The sequence below is a fragment of the Streptomyces sp. HUAS 15-9 genome (assembly GCF_025642155.1).
In the GTDB taxonomy this organism is placed as follows: Bacteria; Actinomycetota; Actinomycetes; order Streptomycetales; family Streptomycetaceae; genus Streptomyces.
This window is the reverse complement of record NZ_CP106798.1, coordinates 926,972-944,603: the sequence shown is the minus strand read 5'-3', so window position 1 is coordinate 944,603 and position 17,632 is coordinate 926,972. Positions and strand designations below refer to the sequence as shown.

Genomic DNA, 17,632 nt, shown 5'->3' with positions numbered 1-17,632 from the left:
GGACCCTCACATGCCGCAGCTCGAAGTCGACGGCGCCGCGTTGACGTACGACGACGAGGGCCCCCGCGACGGCGACGGGGTGCCCCTGGTGTTCGTCCACGGCTGGACGGCCGACCGGCACCGCTGGGACCACCAGGTGGCGCACTTCGCCGAGAAGCGGCGGGTGATCCGGCTGGACCTGCGCGGGCACGGCGAGAGCAGCGGGGCGGGGGTGCGCACGATCGCGGAGCTGGCGAAGGACGTCCTCGCCCTCCTCGATCACCTCGAGGTCGAGCGCTTCGTGCTGATCGGTCACTCCATGGGCGGGATGATCTCCCAGACCATCGCCCTCTCCCACCCCGAGCGCGTCGAGCGCATGGTCCTGGTCGACTCCATCAGCCGGATGACCTACAGCCGCGGCCGGGGCCTGCTGATGGGCGTGTCCACCCTCGTGCCCTTCAAGCTGTTCGTCGCGGCCAACATCCAGCGGGCCTTCGCCCCGGGCTACCCGCGCGAGAAGGTCCGCGAGTGCGTCCGCGCCTCCGCGGGCACTCCGCGCGAGGTGGTCATGACGCTGTACGGCGCCATGCGGGCCTTCGACGTCCTCGACCGGGTCGGCGAGATCCGCACGCCCGTCCTGCTGATCCACGGCTACCACGACATCCAGCTGCCGGTGAAGCAGATGCTCCGGATGGCCATGGCCTACCCGGACGCCGTCGTCCGCATCATCGACGCGGGCCACGAGCTGCCGCTGGAGAAGCCGGCGGAGCTGACGGCGGCGGTGGACTCGTTCGTGACCGCCCACGCCTGACCCGGCCCGCCGCACCTGCCCCGGCTCTTTCACGCCTGCCCCGGCCCCATCGCGTCTGCCCCCGGTCCCGCCGCGCCCGACCCCGTCCCGCTGTTTGGGGAAGTCTTTGCCCATGGCCGGTTCCCGGCGGGACCGGCCCGGTGCGGCGGCGATCCGTCCCCCTCGCACGGGCAAAACGCGGCCGAAAGGGTCATGACGTTCGGCCGTCCGGGTTACGGCCGCGTTGACCGGCCCTCGTGTCTGGCACAGGCTCGACATATAGGTGCTGGATACATCCGGTTCGGCGGGGTGCCGCGGGACCGGAGGCTGGAGGTAGGGCATGTGCGGCATCACCGGCTGGGTCTCCTTCGACCGCGACCTGCGCGACGAGGCCGCCACCCTGGACGCGATGACCGAGACAATGGCCTGCCGCGGCCCGGACGACCGCGGCACCTGGATCGAAGGGCCCGCCGCCCTCGGTCACCGCAGACTCGCGATCATCGACCTGCCCGGCGGCCGCCAGCCCATGACCGCCGGCACACCGGACGGAACCGTCGCGCTGGTCTACTCGGGAGAGACGTACAACTTCACCGAACTCCGCCGCGAACTCACCGGCCGCGGCCACCGTTTCACGACCGACTCCGACACCGAGGCGGTCCTGCGCGGCTACCTCGAATGGGGCGACGCCGTCGCCGAGCGCCTCAACGGCATGTACGCCTTCGCGGTCTGGGACGGCCGGCACGACAAGCTCGTCATGATCCGCGACCGTATGGGCATCAAGCCCTTCTACTGCTTCCCCACCTCCGACGGCGTCCTGTTCGGCTCCGAACCCAAGGCCGTCCTCGCCAACCCGCTGGCCGGGGCCCGGGTCGGCCTCGACGGCCTGCGCGAGCTGTTCACCCTGGTCAAGACCCCCGGCCACGCGGTGTGGGAGGGCATGCGCGAGGTCGAACCCGGCACCGTGGTCACCGTCGACCGCGCGGGGCTGCACACCCGGACCTACTGGAGCCTTCAGACCCGGGCGCACCCCGACGACCGCGACACCACCGTCGCCACCGTCCGCTCGCTCCTCGACGACATCGTGCGCCGCCAGCTGGTGGCCGACGTCCCGCGCTGCACCCTGCTCTCCGGCGGCCTCGACTCCTCGGCCCTCACCGCGATCGCCGCTCTGCAACTCGCCGAACAGGGCGAGAAGGTCCGCAGCTTCTCCGTGGACTTCGTCGGCCAGAGCGACCACTTCGTCGCCGACGAACTGCGCGCCACCCCGGACACCCCGTTCGTGCACGACGTGGCCCGCCTTTCCCGGACCGAGCACCAGGACATCGTCCTCGACGCACAGACCCTGGCCGATCCCGGCGTACGCGCCAGGGTCATCCGGGCCCGGGACCTGCCCATGGGCTTCGGCGACATGGACGCCTCGCTCCTGCTGCTGTTCCGGGCCGTCCGCGACCAGTCCACGGTCGCCCTGTCCGGGGAGTCCGCCGACGAGGTCTTCGGCGGCTACCTCCAGTTCTTCGACGAGGAGGCCCGGGCCGCCGACACCTTCCCCTGGCTGGCGATGGCCGCCCGGCACTTCGGGGACGACAGCAGCGTCCTGCGGCCCGATCTCGCCAAGACCCTGGACCTGGAGTCGTACATCGCCGACTCCTACCGCACCGCCGTGTCCGCCATCCGCCGCCTCGACGGCGAGAGCGACTTCGAGTACCGGATGCGGCAGATCTGCCACCTCCACCTGACCCGCTTCGTCCGTCTCCTGCTCGACCGCAAGGACCGGATGAGCATGGCTGTGGGCCTGGAGGTCCGGGTGCCGTACTGCGACCACCGGCTCGTCGAGTACGTCTACAACACGCCCTGGTCGCTCAAGTCCTTCGACGGACGTGAGAAGAGCCTGCTGAGGGAGGCCGCGGCGGACGTCGTCCCGCGCTCCGTGTACGACCGGGTGAAGAGCCCCTACCCGTCCACCCAGGACCCCCGTTACGGCCTTGCCCTCCAGGAGCAGGTCAAGGATCTCCTCGCCCGCCCCGGCCACCGCGTCTTCGACCTGGTGGACCGTGAGAAGCTCCACCGGGCCGCCCATCGCGACACCCCCGTGAGCACCCAGTCCGCCCGGCACGGCCTGGAAGGCGCCCTCGACCTGGCCACCTGGCTGGACCTCTACACGCCCGAGCTGTCCTTCGGCTGACCACCCGACCAGGGAGACTCCGTCCGGCCCCGCTCGAGCGCGCGGTCCGCGTCCGCCGACTTCGGCTGCCACCACGTCGTCACCGGTTCCCACACCCGGATCGTGTCCCCGGCGCCCAGTTCGGCCGCGGTGAAGGAGCGCCCCCAGTGGGACGGGTCCCCGGCCACGGTCAGCGTGCCCACCCGGCGGGCCTCGGGGTCGGCCGGGTCGGCGATCGTCCGAGCCGCCGCGTAGGCGGTCCCGCCGACGCCGAGCCGGTACGTTCCGCCGCCGCGCGCGGGCACCGGCAGGGCCGCGCCGTCGAGGTCGCCGAAGGTGACCGTGGGGACGGGGTCGAGCGTGCAGGTGCGGCCGCCCCGGTTGGTGACACTGATCCGCACCACGGCCGGGTCGGCGGCCGAGGCCTGCGCCCGGACCGTCAGGTACTTCTCCGGACAGGTCCCGGCCCGGGTCTGCGCAGCGGCCCCGACCTGCGGTGCGGAGAACAGCAGGGCGGTGGTGGCCGCGACGGCCGGGACGGCGACGGTGGCGCGACGACGCATGAAGGGGTTCCTCTGTTCGGTCATGTCCGGGTGTCCGGTCGGTCATGTACGGGTGTCCGGCCCGCAGGAGCTCCCGCTGGGCGGCAGGGAGCCGTACAGCAGGAAGTCGTCGATCTTGCGGTGCACGCACTTCGAGGAGGAGTACCCGGTGTGCCCCTCGCCCCTGTTGTCGAGCACCACGGCGGACGGGCCGAGCCGCCGGGCCGTCTGCTCGGTCCAGCGGTACGGCGTGGCGGGGTCGCCGCGCGTGCCCACCAGGAGCATCTTCGCCGTGTCGACGTTCTTCACCTCGTGCCGGATGAAGTCGGTGCCCTTGGGACGGCCGAAGCACATCAGCACCTCGGTGAGCCGGTGCCGCCCGAACACCGGCGACGCGTGCTCGTACTCGGCGCGCAGCCGCGCGAGATCCTTGGTGATCCGCCCGGCGCTCGGGCGGTCCGGGTCGTCGGCGCAGTTGATCGCCAGCAGTGCGGCCATCGTGTTGTCGGCCGGGACGTCCGCGGCGTCCACCAGCCCGCCGCCCCGCCCGCGGGGGACCGTCATGCCGCCGTAGGCGAAGTTCTCCACGCCCCGGGTGTCCCCGTCGTCGACCAGCGAGGCCACGGCCCGCTCCAGCGAGGGCCACAGGTCCTCGCTGTACAGGGCCTGCCCGATGGCGCTCACCAGGTCCTGGCCGGTGAACTGCCCGCCGTAGTCCGCGGGCACCGGGTTCTCGTCGAGCGAGCGCACCAGCCTGACGACCCCGCTCCCGGCCAGGCGCCGGTCCTGCCCGAACGGGCAGGCGATGTCCGCGACGCACCAGTCCAGGAAGTCGTCCAGGGCCGTCTGCTGCCCCTCGGCGGTCGTCACCCCCTGCTCGGCCAGGGAATCCGTCAGCGTGTCCACGCCGTCCAGCGCGATGCGGCCCACCTTGTCGGGGAACTGGGCCGCGTACACCGCGCCGAGTTTGGTGCCGTAGGAGAAGCCGAGGTAGTTGAGCTTCTTGTCGCCGAGGGCCTGGCGTATGACGTCCATGTCCCGGGCGGTGTTGACGGTGCCTATGTGGGGCAGGACGGGGCCGGAGTGCGCGGCGCACCGCTGGGCCACCGTGCGCAGCCAGGACAGGGTCGCCCGCGGGTCCGTGAGATCCGCGTGCCGCTCCGCGGTCCCCGAGCCCGTGCCGGTGGCGTCGCCGCAGCTGACGGGCGAGGACCGGCCGACGCCGCGCGGATCGAAGCCGACCACGTCGTAGCTGTTGGTCAGCCCCATGAAGTCCTTGCCGTCGTCGGCGAGTTGGTCGACGGCGGGGACGCCGGGACCGCCGAAGTTCAGCAGGACCGAGCCCTGGGACTTCCCGGTCGTCACATAGCGGGCCAGCGCCAGGTCGAGCGTGCCCGCGGCGGGCTTGTCGTAGTCGAGCGGGACCGTGACCTTTCCGCACTCCAGGTCCTTGGGCATGTCGTCGCCGCAGGCCGTCCAGCCGACCTTCTGGCGGTAGAAACGGGACAGGTCGGGCCGGGACGGGCTGTCGGACGCCGCCGCGGGCAGCCCGGCCCCGATCAGGGCCAGGGCGACCGCTCCGGCGCCCGCACAGCGCCGGAGAACGGGCCGCGGGGACAGTGTGGCCGGCATCGATGCCTCCAGGGACGTCATGCTGCGGACCGGGGACAGCGCCCTCGCTCACGATATGCGGGCCCCGCAGCACCCGCCTCCGGGCCAGCAGGGGGACACGGAGTGTCGTATCATCCGCACACACGGTGAGCATTCGACGGTTTTACGACTGGTTCGAGGCCGTGTCACTCGATCGGGCCGAAAGGCCGATAAGCCATAACTCGGATGGTTCGTCTGCGTTCAACCGGGGGCGGGTGAGTGCCCGCAACCATGTCTGGAAGGCAGGGAACCTATGAGAAGGGTTGCCCGAAACGGTGTGATCGCCGTCGCCGTCGCGTCCGGGGCGATGGCTGTGACCATGCCGGCTTTCGCCGATTCCGGCGCGGACGGCTCCGCGGCCGACTCGCCCGGGCTGATCTCCGGCAACACCATCCAGCTCCCCTTGCACGTCCCGGTGAACGTGTGCGGGAACACCGTGAACGTGGGGGGACTCCTCGACCCCGCCGCGGGCAACACCTGCGCCAACGCGGGCGGTGGGGGCGGCGCCGGGACCACGTCCTCGGGCGGTGCGACCGCGCACGGCAGCGGCAAGGATGCGCCGGGCGTGGTCTCCGGCAATGAGATCCAGCTCCCGGTCCATGTGCCGGTGAACGTCAGCGGCAACAGCGTGAACGTGGTCGGCGTGGGCAACCCGGGGACGGGCAACAAGTCCGTGAACACCCCGGGCGAGCAGCCCGATCGACCGGCCGCCCCCGTCCCGCCCCGGGCCCACCCCCGCACGCCGCCGCCCCACCGGGTCCGGCCGCAGGCCCCCGTCGCCCTCGCCCACACGGGTACGGATCTGACCGCGCCCGCCCTTGCCGGCAGCGCCGCGTTCCTCATCACGGGCGTCGCTCTGTACCGACGATTCCGCCCACGGCCGGAGCGCTGACGCGGGCGGCCGCCGGAGGTCCCACCGGATGTGACCGGTGGGACCTTTGGCGGCCGACGCCGCGCCGTCGCCGCCGGTCGAGCGACCGACGTCAACGTCCCTGTCGGGACGTGCTGTTGAACCTCCAACGGCTCGAACCCGGCGTGGCGGTTCCCCGGGTGATCGGGAAGGATGCTGCGGGCGCGGCCGACCACCGCGCACCCCGCTACGGAATGGAGCGCACCCATGACCTCTCCGGCCCCCCAGGACCTCGTCGTCACCCGGGCCACCCTCCAGGACTGGCCGGTGATCAGCGGGTGGGCGGCGGACGAGGGGTGGAATCCCGGGCTCTCCGACGGCCCCGCCTTCTTCGCCCAGGACCCCGAGGGGTTCTTCCTCGGCCGGATCGACGGTGAGCCGGTCTCGGCCATCTCCGTCGTCAACTACGGCACCGACTACGCCTTCCTGGGCTGCTATCTGGTCCGCCCGGACCTGCGTGGACTCGGCCATGGCATCACCACCTGGAAGACCGCGCTCGCCCACGCCGGAAACCGCACCGTCGGCCTGGACGGAGTGGTGGCCCAGCAGGACAACTACCGCCAGTCCGGCTTCGAACTCGCCCACCGCACCGTCCGGTTCGCCGGAACCGCGGCAGAGGCGGAGGCTCCCGCGGACGTCCGTCCCGCCCGCCCCGGCGACCTTCAGGCCATCACCGCGTACGACGGCGCCTGCTACCCGGCCGAACGGCCCCGCTTCCTGGCCCAGTGGCTGACCGGCCCCGAGCACCGGACCTTCGTCCGCCACGACGCCGGACGTCTCACCGGCTACGGCGTCATCCGGCCCGGCCGCGACAGTCTGCGCATCGGCCCGCTGTTCGCGGACGGCCCCGACGACGCCCGGGCCCTGTTCGCCGCCCTCACCGCCGATGCCGCCGGCCGCGAGGTCGCCATCGACGTCCCCGAGACGAACGCGGCGGGCATCGCCCTGGCCGAGGCGGCCGGATTCACGCCCTCCTTCGAGACCGCCCGTATGTACACGGGCCCTGTGCGCGACTACGCCCAGGACCGTGTGTTCGGCGTCACCACACTCGAACTCGGCTGACCGGCCCGGTCATGCAGAGCCCCCGCCCCGCTTCCCGGGCGAGCGGCCCGTCGGCCGATCAGGTCTCCGCCCCGTGGAAGCGGCGGTGCAGGGTGCGTACGTCCTCGACGAGTTCCGGCACCGGTCCCTCGACGAGCACCCCGGGCGCGACCTCACGGACGGGCAGCGCCCGGACCGGCGGTGCGGGAACCGCCAACTCCGCCAGCCAGAAGGTGAGTTGCTCCGAGGACGCGACATACACGATCCGTCCAAGACCCACCCACGCGTGCGCCGCGGCGCACATCGGGCAGTGCTCGCCGGAAGTGTAGACGGTCGCCGAGGCCCGCTCCGCGGGGGTCAGATGCTCCGCCGCCCAGCGGGCCAGCTCGAACTCCGGATGCCGCGTACGGTCCCCGGAGGCCACCCGGTTGCGGTCCTCGGCGAGCACGTCGCCCTCGGCGGACACCAGCACCGACCCGAACGGCTCGTCGCCCGCCGTGAGCGCCTCGGCCGCCAGTTCCACGCAGCGACGCAGAAACGGCAGTTCGCTGTCCATCACCATGACGCACGACCCCTCTCACCGCATGACTCCGCGGCGCACGGTACGGGGAGCAGGGCCGCTCCGGCCAGGCCTTCCACGGCCGGACCCGACGGGCGTACGGCCGGGAAAGCGTACCGCCGGCCCACGGCGCCCACGGCGAGCGACACCGCCGGCGGCGGGAGCGTATCCGGCCACGGTGCGTCAGAGAGCCGAAGGAACCGCCGACCGGTAATCCCGTTGCCCAGGCCCGCCCCGGATGCTGGAGTGAACCCATGGATCACGCCTCGGTGCTCGCCCTGTACGACCGGGACATGCGCGAGGGCGCACGTCCCGACGGCCACGGTGCCCGGATCGAACGCGCCGGGAACGTGGTGCGCCAGGTCGCGGACGCCCACGGCTGGAACGGCGTCGTCTGGTCCGGCGTGGACGCGACGAACGCGGACCGGGCGATCGCCGACCAGATCGCCTACTTCACTGGCCTCGGCCGCGACTTCGAATGGAAGCTGTACGGCCACGACCGCCCGCACGACCTCGGGTCACGGCTCGTCGCGGCCGGGTTCACCCCGGAGCCCGAGGAGACGCTGATGGTCGCCGAGGTCGCCGCCCTGAACGTCGACACGCGGCCACCCGACGGGATCCGCATCCTGCCCGTCACCGACGCGGCCGGCGTCGACCTCGTGGTGAACGTGCACGAACAGGCCTTCGGCACGGACGGGACACGGCTGCGGCACGGGCTGCTCGACCGGCTGGCCGCCGCCCCGGACACGGTGGTCGCCGTGGTGGCACTCGCCGGTGACGAACCGGTCAGCGCGGCCCGCCTGGAGCCGGTGCCCGGCACACGCTTCGCAGGGCTGTGGGGCGGTGGCACGGTCGAGGCCTGGCGCGGCCGGGGCATCTACCGCGCCCTGGTGGCCCACCGAGCCCACGCCGCCGCGGCCCTCGGCTACCGCTATCTCCAGGTCGACGCGGTGGCCCGGAGCCGCCCCATCCTGGAACGCCTCGGCTTCGAACCGCTGAGCACGACGACGCCGTACATGTACACGGCCTGAGCTACGCCGTTCCCCGCCTCGCAGCGGTACGACGGCCGGGCGCGCCTACCGGCCGGGCCGAACGGGCCGGTGTGCAGGGCCGGTTGGCCCATGCGTCCGCCGGGCTGTGCCGCGACTCTTCTGGTGTGGGGGGCCGCCTCCCTCAGCACCCGGCGTCGGGGATGCCGGGGTGCCCGGTCGAGGCGGCAGGCCCGCCGAACGGGGAGGGGAGCCGCGTCGGCGGGCCTGTGCGCGTGCGGGCCTCATGACGTCAGATTCACCACGGTCATTGCCGGGACTCTCTGTTCACCTCATGGTCATGCCATGTACCTTTCAACCAATCGACGCGTGTAGAACCCTCAACCTGGTTCTACGCGCGCAGACTTGGCGCCCGCACCGCCTCTACCCCACCGCTCATGGAGGTTCTCCGGATGCTCGGATCCAGAAGATCCCGCCGCAGACTCACCACAGCCCTGGCCGGCTTCGGGCTGCTCGTCACGGGAGCCGCTCTCCAGGTCGGCACCGCCGCCACCGCCGCCCACGCGGCCACCACGCACCGCATCCTGTTCGACAACGCCCACGCCGAGACGGCGGGCAACGCGGACTGGATCATCTCCACCAGCCAGCCCGACCCGCTCGGCCAGGACTCCTCCCCGTCCGCCGAGACGGACTGGACCGGCGCGCTGTCCTCCTGGGGCGTCGCCCTGCAGAAGGCCGGCAGCTACAGCCTGAAGACGCTGCCGTCGGGTTCCAGCCTCAGCTACGGCGGCTCCTCGGCCACCGACCTGTCGAACTTCGACACCCTGGTCCTGCCTGAGCCGAACACGCTGTTCACGACCGCCGAGAAGACGGCGATCATGAACTTCGTGAAGAACGGCGGCGGTCTGTTCATGGTCTCCGACCACACCGGCGCCGACCGCAACAACGACGGCCAGGACGCGGTCGAGATCCTCAACGACCTGATGACCAACAACAGCGTCGACTCGACCGACCCGTTCGGCTTCTCCATCGACTCGCTGAACATCAGCTCCGGCTACCCGGCCACCATCAGCGACAGCACGGACCCGGTCCTGCACGGCGATTTCGGCACCGTCACCAAGAGCCTGATCGCCAACGGCACCACTGCCACCCTCAAGCCCGCCGACAACTCCTCGGTCAAGGGCCTGGTCTACCGCAGCGGTTACTCCGGGAACACCGGCGCCTTCTTCCTGACCAGCACCTTCGGCAGCGGCCGCGTCGCCTTCTGGGGCGACAGCTCACCCATCGACGACGGCACCGGCCAGTCCGGCAACACGCTGTACGACGGCTGGAACGACTCCGGCGCCACCAACGCGGCCCTCGCCCTCAACGCCACAGCGTGGCTGGCCGGTTCGGGCACCAGCGGCGGTGGCGGTGGCGGTGGTGGCACCTGCACCGCCGCCCAACTGCTCGGCAACAGCGGCTTCGAGTCCGGCAACACCACCTGGAGTGCCGGCAGCGGTGTCATCACCAACTCCAGCGGCGAGTCGGCGCGCACCGGTTCGTACTACGCCTGGCTGGACGGCTACGGCAGCGCCACCACCGACACCCTCTCCCAGTCGGTGACCATCCCGTCCGGCTGCACCACCGCCGCCCTGAGCTTCTATCTGCACATCGACACGGCGGAGACCACCACCAGCACGGCGTACGACACGCTCAAGGTCCAGGTCCTGAACAGCTCCGGGACCGTGTTGGGCACGCTTGCGACCTACTCGAACCTGAACGCGGCGAGCGGCTACACCAAGCGCAGCTTCAGTCTGGCGAGCTATGCTGGCCAGACCGTCACGCTCAAGTTCACCGGCACCGAGGGCTCCACCCTGCAGACGTCCTTCGTCATCGACGACACGGCGCTCAGCGTCAGCTGACGTGCCGGGGGCCCGGCGGGACGCCCCCGCCGGGCCCCACGGGTCAGGGCGCCGGAACCGTCCGCTCCGCCGTGTTCCAGCCGGAGACCCGCACCCGTGGCTCGGATCCGCGCAGATCCGCCGTCCGGTAGGTGGCGGTCAGCGTCATCGACTCGCCCGGCCACAGGCTGACCTGGTTGTCCGACCACCGCACCGGCAGCACCGGCTTCCCCTTCGCGTCGACCAGATGGACGTCCGTCAGCAGCGACGGGGTCTTCCCCTTGCCCGTGTTGCGCACGGTCACCGTGGTGGTCGAGGCGCCGTCCGCCGACTCGGTCGAGGCCGTCGCCGACACCGGCACTTCGGCCATCGAAGCCAGCCCCTTGAGGTCGGCGTAGCTCGTCGTCGGCGTGTAGTACCAGTCGGTGTTGGCCCAGTCGAGCGTGTCCGCCTCGGTGGAGAGCCAGTACACGTTCCGGCTCACCTCCTTGCCGGCGGAGTCGGTCAGGGTCAGCCGTAGCAGATACGTCGTCGACAGTCCGCTCACCGACGCGGGCAGCGTGAGTGCGTCGGCGTGCGCGCCGTCCCCCTTCACCGTCATCTTGGTGGCGGTCTTGTCGTACTTCTGCGTGCCGTCGGGGTTGAACAGCGTGGCCCGCGCGGTGAGTCCGGTGGCGGAGGTGTGCCGGTTGTTGACCACGACGACGGAACGGTTGTCGTAGGAGTACTGGATGTGCAGCGGCTCGTTGGCCTTCTTCGCCCCGAAGTAGGCGCCGCCCTGGTCGAGATAGCGGTCCAGCAGCTGCCAGTGCAGGGACGTCCAGCCGCTGTTGAACATCCAGTAGATCACCCCGGTGGACGGCTTCGAGGAGTCCGTCGCGTTGCGTCCGTACGCCTCGTACTGGGCGCGCACGTTCTCGTACTGTGCGAGCTGCGCCTTGCGGACGTAGTCGGTGAGGCCCTTCGGGGAGCCGTAGCGGCCGGCGAGGGCGGCGTCGTAGATCTTCAGCGTGCCGAAGACCGGTGACGGGGAGCGGTGGTACTGCTTCATGCCCGGGTTCTTCCAGAGCGTGTCCAGCTCGGCGGGCGTCATCATCCGGTGCAGGGTGTCGAGGGTGGGGATGTCGGGTCCCGCGCTGGTCTCGGAGTTGAAGCCGGTGGCGCCCCCCTCGCGCTTGGCGTACCAGTAGTGGGGCGGGATCCAGTCGTAGGGCCCGGTCATCTTCATGCCCGAACTGCCCAGCTGGGGCGAGGACTTGGCCGAGGCGGCGGAGACCACCGGGGTCGGCCAGTCGGCCGCCTTCAGGGCGTCCAGATAGTTCTTCTCGATCGTCCTGTCGGGCGCGAAGTCGCTGCCGATGAGGAAGGAGATGACACTGGGGTGGTCGCGCAGCCGGGCCGCCTCGGCGGCCATCGAGGCCTTGGCGACCGGGTAGTCGGCGGCCGTCCACGGGTCGCCGGACTCGCCGTTCCCGTTGACCTGGCCCTCCCACTTGTCGCAGCACTCCCAGCCGGGCAGCGTGAGCACGCCGTAGCGGTCGGCGAGGTCGAAGAACTCGTCGGGCTCGATGTGACCTTCCAGGCGGATGGTGTTCAGGCCCAGGTCGAGCGCGTACTTCAGCCGGTCCTCGGCATAGGTCCGGTCCCAGCGCAGGAACTCGTCCGGTGACCAGCCGCCGCCCTTGATCAGCAGTTTGCGGCCGTTGATCCGGTACTGGCGGGCGCCGTCGGAGTTCAGCGGTGCCTGGACGTCGCGGATGCCGAAGGTCTCGTGCGCGGTGTCGGACCGGGTGCCGGCGACGGTGGCGGTGAGGTCGAGGTCGTACAGGGGCTGTCCGCCCATGGCCGCGGGCCACCACACCCTCGGCTGGGTGAGGTGCAGGCCGGGGAAGTCGGCCGGGGTGAAGGTGACCGTCTTCGTCTCGTGGGCGGCGAGCGGCACGGTCCTCGTGAACGACGCCCCGCCGACGGTCCCGGAGACCTCGGCCGTGACGGCCGTGTCGGAGTCGTTGCGGGCCCGCGCCTTGACCGTCAGGTCGGCCGTGGCGAGCGAGGGCACGTCCAGCCGGGTCGTCACATGCGCGTCCCGCAGCGCCACCGGGCCGCCCCGGCGGACCAGGACGTCCCGGACGATGCCCATGTTCTCGTCGGGCGGCGGCTGGAGCCAGTCGATCCAGCCCATGGTGAGCTTCTTGTCGGGCACGTTCGGCTGGATCCGGAGGGCCACCGTGTTCGTGCCGGGACGGACCAGCGAGGTGACGTCCAGTTCGTGGCGGGTGTAGGCGCCGGAGACGTCCGCGGCCCCGGCGACCCGGTGGCCGTTGACATAGACGTCGGCCGCCGAGATCACCCCGCTGAAGTCGAGGTAGGTGCGCTCGGCGGTGTCGGCGACCCGGAAGTCGCTGCGGTACCACCACGGGACCTGGAAGGCGGCCTTGGGGATCTTCTGCTGGTTGTTGGAGTAGAACGGGTCCGCGTAGACGCCGTCGGCGAGCAGCGCCGCGAGGACGGTGGAGCGGGGGCCCGCCTGATACCAGCCCGCGGCCGGATAGCCGGGGGAAGAGACGTCCGACGCGGAGTCGCTCACCTTCGCCGTCGACTGGATCGTGTAGCCCGACAGCGGGGTGCCGGTGCCCGCGGCGGAGGGCACACGGGTGACCGGGGTGTGTCCGTGCGCGGGGGCCGGATGCCGGGACCCGGCCCAGGCACTGGTGGACAGCGAGCCGATCAGGCCCAGGGCCACGGCGGCTCCGGCGAGGCGGTGTCGGGGGGCGGGGCGAGGGAACACGGCGGTCTCCAGCCTCGTAAAGTTAGGAAACTTTACTAACCCGCCTCAAGCTAGGGCTCCGAGGGGGCCGTGTCAATCACCGTGGCCCCTGCGGGAATTGGTCGTCACCCGGCCGACCTGCGCTCGAACACCATCTCCCGGGCCGTCCCCAGAGCCGTCGCCACCGCGCCGAGGAGCACCGCGTCCTCACCCAGTCGGCTCGGCGCGATCTTCGGGCGCAGTGGGGTGAGCGTGCGCAGATGCTCCCGGACCGGTCGCAGCAGCAGGTCCACGCTGTGCCCCACCCCGCCTCCGAGCACCACCAGATCCGGATCGAGCACGGCCGCCGCGGCGGCCACCGTGTGCGCTATCCGCTCGCCTTCCAGCTGAACCGCCCTGACCGCGGCGCTGTTGCCGTGCCGGGCCGCGTCGAACACGGCCTTGGCGGTCAGCTGCCCGCTCATCCCGAACCGGCGCGCCGCCTCGACGACGGCCACCCCCGACACCGCGTCCTCCAGCCGCTCCGGCTTCTGCTGCCCGGGCCAGGGCAGGAACCCGATCTCCCCGGCCAGCCCGTGCGCCCCGGTGAACAGCCGTCCCTCGCTGACGACTCCCATGCCGAGGCCGGTGCCGATCAGGATGTATGCGAACAGCCGGCTGCCCGCGCCGACCCCGTACGTGTACTCGCCGAGCGCCGCCAGGTTGGCGTCGTTGTGCACCTCCAGCGGTACGCCCAGCTCGTCGCGCAGCCGGTCGAGCAGTCCGGCGCGGCCCCACCCCGGCAGATGCATCGCGTACCGCACCCGCCGCGTCTTCTCGTCGTACACACCGGGCGTGCCCACCACGCCGTGCACCACCTCGGCCGGGTCCACACCGGAGTTGGCCACGACCTGGCGGGCCGTGGAGACGACCAGGTCGGCCAGGGCGCCCGAGCCGCGGGCGCGGTTGCGCACGTCGGACCGGGCCACCACCGTGCCGTCCAGGTCGGCGACCGCGACCCGCAGCCAGCTGCGGCCGATGTCCACGCCGAGCGCATGACCGGCGGCCGGGTCGGGGGCGTAAAGGACCGCGATCCGGCCGCGCTCGGGGGCGTGGGTGCCGACCTCGTGGACGAGTCCGGCGGACTCCAGCGAGGCGAGCGCACTGGACACGGTCGGCTTGGACAGCCCGGTCTCGCGCGCCAGCTGGGCGCGCGAGGCGGAACCGAGGGCGCGCAGCCGGTCGAGGAGCAGCCGCTCGTTGGTGCTGCGCAGCCGCCGGCGGCTCCAGGGCTGTTCGTGCTGCTCTATGACGTCGCTGGCGGGCATCGCACCATTCTCACGCATTCCTCACGCATACTTGACGCATCTAGTAAGGCTCCTTAACTTTATCGGCCATCAGCCCCGCCGGATCGGCTCCAGCCCCGCCGGGCGAGCCTCTCCGTCCGCCGCGTCAGGAGTCCCCATGTCCGGTAGTCCGCCACCCACGGGTGGATTCGTCCGTCGCGTAGGCCTGTTCCAGGCCACCGCCATCAACATGAGCCAGATGTGCGGGATCGGTCCGTTCGTGACGATCCCGCTGATGGTCGCCGCATTCGGCGGCCCCCAGGCGGTGATCGGTTTCGTGGCGGGCGCGGTGCTGGCGCTCTGCGACGGGCTGGTCTGGGCCGAGCTGGGCGCGGCGATGCCCGGCTCCGGCGGCAGTTACGTCTATCTGCGCCAGGCCTTCCAGTACCGCACGGGCCGGCTGATGCCGTTCCTGTTCGTCTGGACGGCGATGCTCTTCATCCCGCTGATCATGTCCACGGGTGTGGTCGGCTTCGTCCAGTACCTCGGCTATCTCGCCCCCGACCTCGGCAGGACGTCGGGCGATCTGATCGGTCTCGGCATCATCGCCCTGGTCGTGATCCTGCTCTGGCGCGGCATCGAGCACATCGCCCGCATCACCGCCGTGATGTGGACCGTGATGATCGCCTCGGTGCTCCTGGTGATCGTCGCCGCGGCCACCGACTTCAGCCCCCACCTGGCCTTCACGTACCCGGCGCACGCCCTCGACCTGACCTCGAACCACTTCTGGCTCGGCTTCGCCGCGGGCCTGACCATCGGCATCTACGACTACCTCGGCTACAACACGACCGCGTACATGGGCGCCGAGATCAAGGACCCGGGCCGTACCCTGCCGCGCTCCATCCTCTTCTCGATCCTCGGCATCATGGCGATCTATCTGCTCCTGCAGATCGGCACGCTCGGTGTCATCGACTGGCACCGGATGAGCGACCCCGGCGACATCGCCTCCACCTCGGTGGCCTCGGCCGTACTGGAGAAGACCTGGGGCAAGGGGGCCGCCGACACGGTGACCGTCCTGATCCTGATCACGGCGTTCGCCTCGGTCTTCACCGGCCTGCTCGGCGGCTCGCGGGTGCCCTACGACGCCGCACGCGACCGCGTCTTCTTCCGGCCGTACGCGAAGCTGCACCCCAAGCACCGCTTCCCGATGCTCGGCCTGGCGACGATGGGCGTGATCACCGCGATCGGCTTCCTGATCGGCCGGCACACGGATCTGGCCACGCTGATCCAGCTCCTCACCACGGTGATGGTCCTCGTCCAGGCGCTGGCCCAGATCGTCGCCCTGACGGTGCTGCGCAGGCGCCGGCCGACGATGCCACGCCCCTACCGCATGTGGCTCTACCCCCTGCCCAGCGTCGTCGCCTTCGTCGGCTGGTGCGTGATCTACGGCTACGCCGACAAGAACTCCCCGGGGCGCCACCCCATCGAGTGGTCCCTGGCCTGGGTCGCCCTCGGCTGCGTGGCCTTCCTGATCTGGGCGCGGCTGGAGAAGGTGTGGCCGTTCGGGGAGAAGGAGGTCTGCGAGGAGTACGCCGCCCCGCAGGCGCAGGACACGGAGCCCGCCGGTACCTGACGGCCGGCCGTCGTGCGGTGCGCTCGAGTCACCGCCCCGGCAGCCGGAGGCCGGTCCGCCTGTGCGGACCGGCCTCGATCTCCTTGTTCCTTTCCTCTGCGTTCTCTTCGTGGTTTCGGGTGCGCTACGGCATGGGCGCGCTCTTCGCCGCCGTACCGGCGCACATCAGTCCCAGGATGATGGCCAGGGCGCCGATGATGATGTTGTTGAGCACGACGCCGGTGTCCGGGCTGCTGCCGACGATCCAGGGCGCGATGATCATCCACACGCCCAGGGCGCACATGGCCCAGCTCAGGCCGTACATGCGCTCCGGGGCCGAGGTGAATCCGAGGGCGAGCAGGCCTATCGCGATGCCCACGATCAGATTGTGGGTGGCGAGTGCGGGCTGGCTCGCCGTGTAGTGGAGGATCCACGGGGATGCCGCGCAGTACAGACCGAGCAGGAACACCGGTCCGTCGACCAGCGCCACATCCCGGCCACCGAGCATACGGGCGTAGCGTGCCCGCATTTCGTTGACATCGGGGTGGCTGGTTATGTCACCTCTGTGCGAGACGTTGGCCATGACTCGTCTCCTTTGACTTGCAGGCCTGACCGCGTCTGGTGCGGTGCGGTACGCGCCGCGTAGGTACATTCTGCGCTTATTCCGCCCTTATATGTAGGGGTGGGACGGCCTCGACGGTAGCTACGGCTCGTGGCAATCCGGCCGGCACGCCGCCGCACCGAGGGCACTGCGCGAGGGGGGCCAGGGTCGCGGTGGGGCGCAGCTTTCCTTCGCCGTGGCCGAGCGCGGTCTCACCGTCGCCTGGCAGGAGGTGATGGCGCCGGCCCTGCATACCGTCAGTCGGAATCGGGCCTCGTCCGGAAGACCGCCCGGCGGGCCGGTGCGGGCGGGTCGCCGCGGCCGTCGGGCCGGTGTTCCAGACCCGCGTACCCGGCGAGCAGCACCCGTGCCGCTGGTGGCACTCAACGCCGGGCTGAGCGAACTCGGCCCGGCCGGTGGTGGTGCTGGGTGGCCCGGGGCCGTGGGTCGGCCCGTCGGGCGGGGCGATGATCGGGGCAGGGCAGGTGAGCGCGGATGCGGGCGTCGGCCTGGAGCGGTCTCGATGGTGACCTGGTCGGCGTAATGACATGTCCGCAGCGATCCGGGGCAGGTGAAGGGGAGGGGCGGCGCAGGGGTCCGTCGCTGGTCGAGGCCGGAGGTGAACCGCCGCTATGGGCGCGAAGGTGTTGAAGCGTTTTCCCGCCGGGGCTCCGCGTGGATCGTGGCCGGCGGAGGAGTACGCGGCCGCGTGCCGTGCCGAGGGCGAGCCCGCGACCGTGATCATGGACCTGAAGTCCGACGCGTTCCTCGTGGTGGTGCCCACCTGTGAGGAGGAGGCGGCCTAGTGTCCCGCGCGGGAAGTTCCCAGGTGGTTCCGGCTGGGGCGCGAAGGGCCAACACGCCCTGCCGGCGTCCGGAACCC

Annotated in this window: 14 protein-coding genes; 8 read left to right on the top strand and 6 right to left on the bottom strand. The window is 71.3% G+C overall.

What is annotated here, in order from left to right; genetic code table 11:
- The first annotated feature begins 10 nt into the window (after positions 1-10).
- Positions 11-790 (top strand): alpha/beta fold hydrolase, encoded by a 780-nt coding sequence (locus N8I87_RS04270; protein ID WP_263205584.1) that lies wholly within the window; start codon positions 11-13, stop codon positions 788-790.
- A 319-nt stretch (positions 791-1,109) separates the two neighbouring features.
- Positions 1,110-2,951, top strand: a complete 1,842-nt coding sequence (gene asnB / locus N8I87_RS04265) for an asparagine synthase (glutamine-hydrolyzing) (RefSeq protein ID WP_263205582.1) — start codon at positions 1,110-1,112, stop codon at positions 2,949-2,951.
- Here the strand turns inward: asnB and N8I87_RS04260 are convergent.
- On the bottom strand, positions 2,924-3,493 hold the full coding sequence (locus N8I87_RS04260) for a DUF4232 domain-containing protein (protein ID WP_263205581.1): 570 nt from the start codon (positions 3,491-3,493) through the stop codon (positions 2,924-2,926). The genes asnB and N8I87_RS04260 overlap by 28 nt on opposite strands.
- A 42-nt stretch (positions 3,494-3,535) precedes the next feature.
- On the bottom strand, positions 3,536-5,104 hold the full coding sequence (locus N8I87_RS04255; RefSeq protein WP_263205580.1) for an alpha/beta hydrolase: 1,569 nt from the start codon (positions 5,102-5,104) through the stop codon (positions 3,536-3,538).
- A 271-nt stretch (positions 5,105-5,375) separates the two neighbouring features.
- Between N8I87_RS04255 and N8I87_RS04250 the strand changes: the two genes are divergently transcribed.
- Together N8I87_RS04250 and N8I87_RS04245 are read left to right on the top strand one after the other, a co-directional pair.
- Entirely contained in the window at positions 5,376-6,014 is a 639-nt protein-coding gene (locus N8I87_RS04250) for a chaplin (protein ID WP_263205579.1), read from the top strand.
- Positions 6,015-6,239: 225 nt separating this feature from the next.
- Positions 6,240-7,094 carry a GNAT family N-acetyltransferase gene (locus tag N8I87_RS04245; RefSeq protein ID WP_263205577.1) on the top strand — a complete coding sequence of 285 codons (855 nt, stop codon included), beginning with the start codon at positions 6,240-6,242 and terminating at the stop codon, positions 7,092-7,094.
- A 58-nt stretch (positions 7,095-7,152) separates the two neighbouring features.
- Here N8I87_RS04245 and N8I87_RS04240 read toward each other — a convergent pair whose 3' ends face one another.
- Positions 7,153-7,635 carry a nucleoside deaminase gene (locus N8I87_RS04240; RefSeq protein ID WP_263205575.1) on the bottom strand — a complete coding sequence of 161 codons (483 nt, stop codon included), beginning with the start codon at positions 7,633-7,635 and terminating at the stop codon, positions 7,153-7,155.
- 251 nt (positions 7,636-7,886) lie between these two features.
- On the opposite strand from N8I87_RS04240, the gene N8I87_RS04235 reads away from it, so the two are divergent.
- Both N8I87_RS04235 and N8I87_RS04230 read left to right on the top strand, forming a co-directional pair.
- Positions 7,887-8,663, top strand: a complete 777-nt coding sequence (locus N8I87_RS04235; RefSeq protein ID WP_263205572.1) for a GNAT family N-acetyltransferase — start codon at positions 7,887-7,889, stop codon at positions 8,661-8,663.
- A 410-nt stretch (positions 8,664-9,073) separates the two neighbouring features.
- Positions 9,074-10,525, top strand: a complete 1,452-nt coding sequence (locus N8I87_RS04230; RefSeq protein WP_263205570.1) for an immune inhibitor A — start codon at positions 9,074-9,076, stop codon at positions 10,523-10,525.
- A gap of 43 nt (positions 10,526-10,568) precedes the next feature.
- Here N8I87_RS04230 and N8I87_RS04225 read toward each other — a convergent pair whose 3' ends face one another.
- The gene (locus N8I87_RS04225; protein ID WP_263205568.1) at positions 10,569-13,292 is read right to left on the bottom strand and encodes a glycoside hydrolase family 2 protein; all 2,724 of its coding nucleotides are present in this window, start codon (positions 13,290-13,292) and stop codon (positions 10,569-10,571) included.
- 104 nt (positions 13,293-13,396) lie between these two features.
- Complete coding sequence (locus N8I87_RS04220; RefSeq protein ID WP_263205565.1) at positions 13,397-14,578, bottom strand: ROK family transcriptional regulator; 1,182 nt, start codon at positions 14,576-14,578, stop codon at positions 13,397-13,399.
- 136 nt (positions 14,579-14,714) lie between these two features.
- Between N8I87_RS04220 and N8I87_RS04215 the strand changes: the two genes are divergently transcribed.
- Positions 14,715-16,169: an APC family permease gene (locus N8I87_RS04215; RefSeq protein WP_263205562.1), complete on the top strand. Its 1,455-nt coding sequence runs from the start codon at positions 14,715-14,717 to the stop codon at positions 16,167-16,169.
- Positions 16,170-16,293: 124 nt separating this feature from the next.
- Here the strand turns inward: N8I87_RS04215 and N8I87_RS04210 are convergent, their stop codons facing one another.
- Entirely contained in the window at positions 16,294-16,731 is a 438-nt protein-coding gene (locus tag N8I87_RS04210) for an SPW repeat protein (protein ID WP_263205560.1), read from the bottom strand.
- A gap of 650 nt (positions 16,732-17,381) precedes the next feature.
- Here N8I87_RS04210 and N8I87_RS04205 point away from each other — a divergent pair.
- Complete coding sequence (locus N8I87_RS04205; protein ID WP_263205557.1) at positions 17,382-17,555, top strand: DUF8839 family protein; 174 nt, start codon at positions 17,382-17,384, stop codon at positions 17,553-17,555.
- Positions 17,556-17,632: the final 77 nt, after the last annotated feature.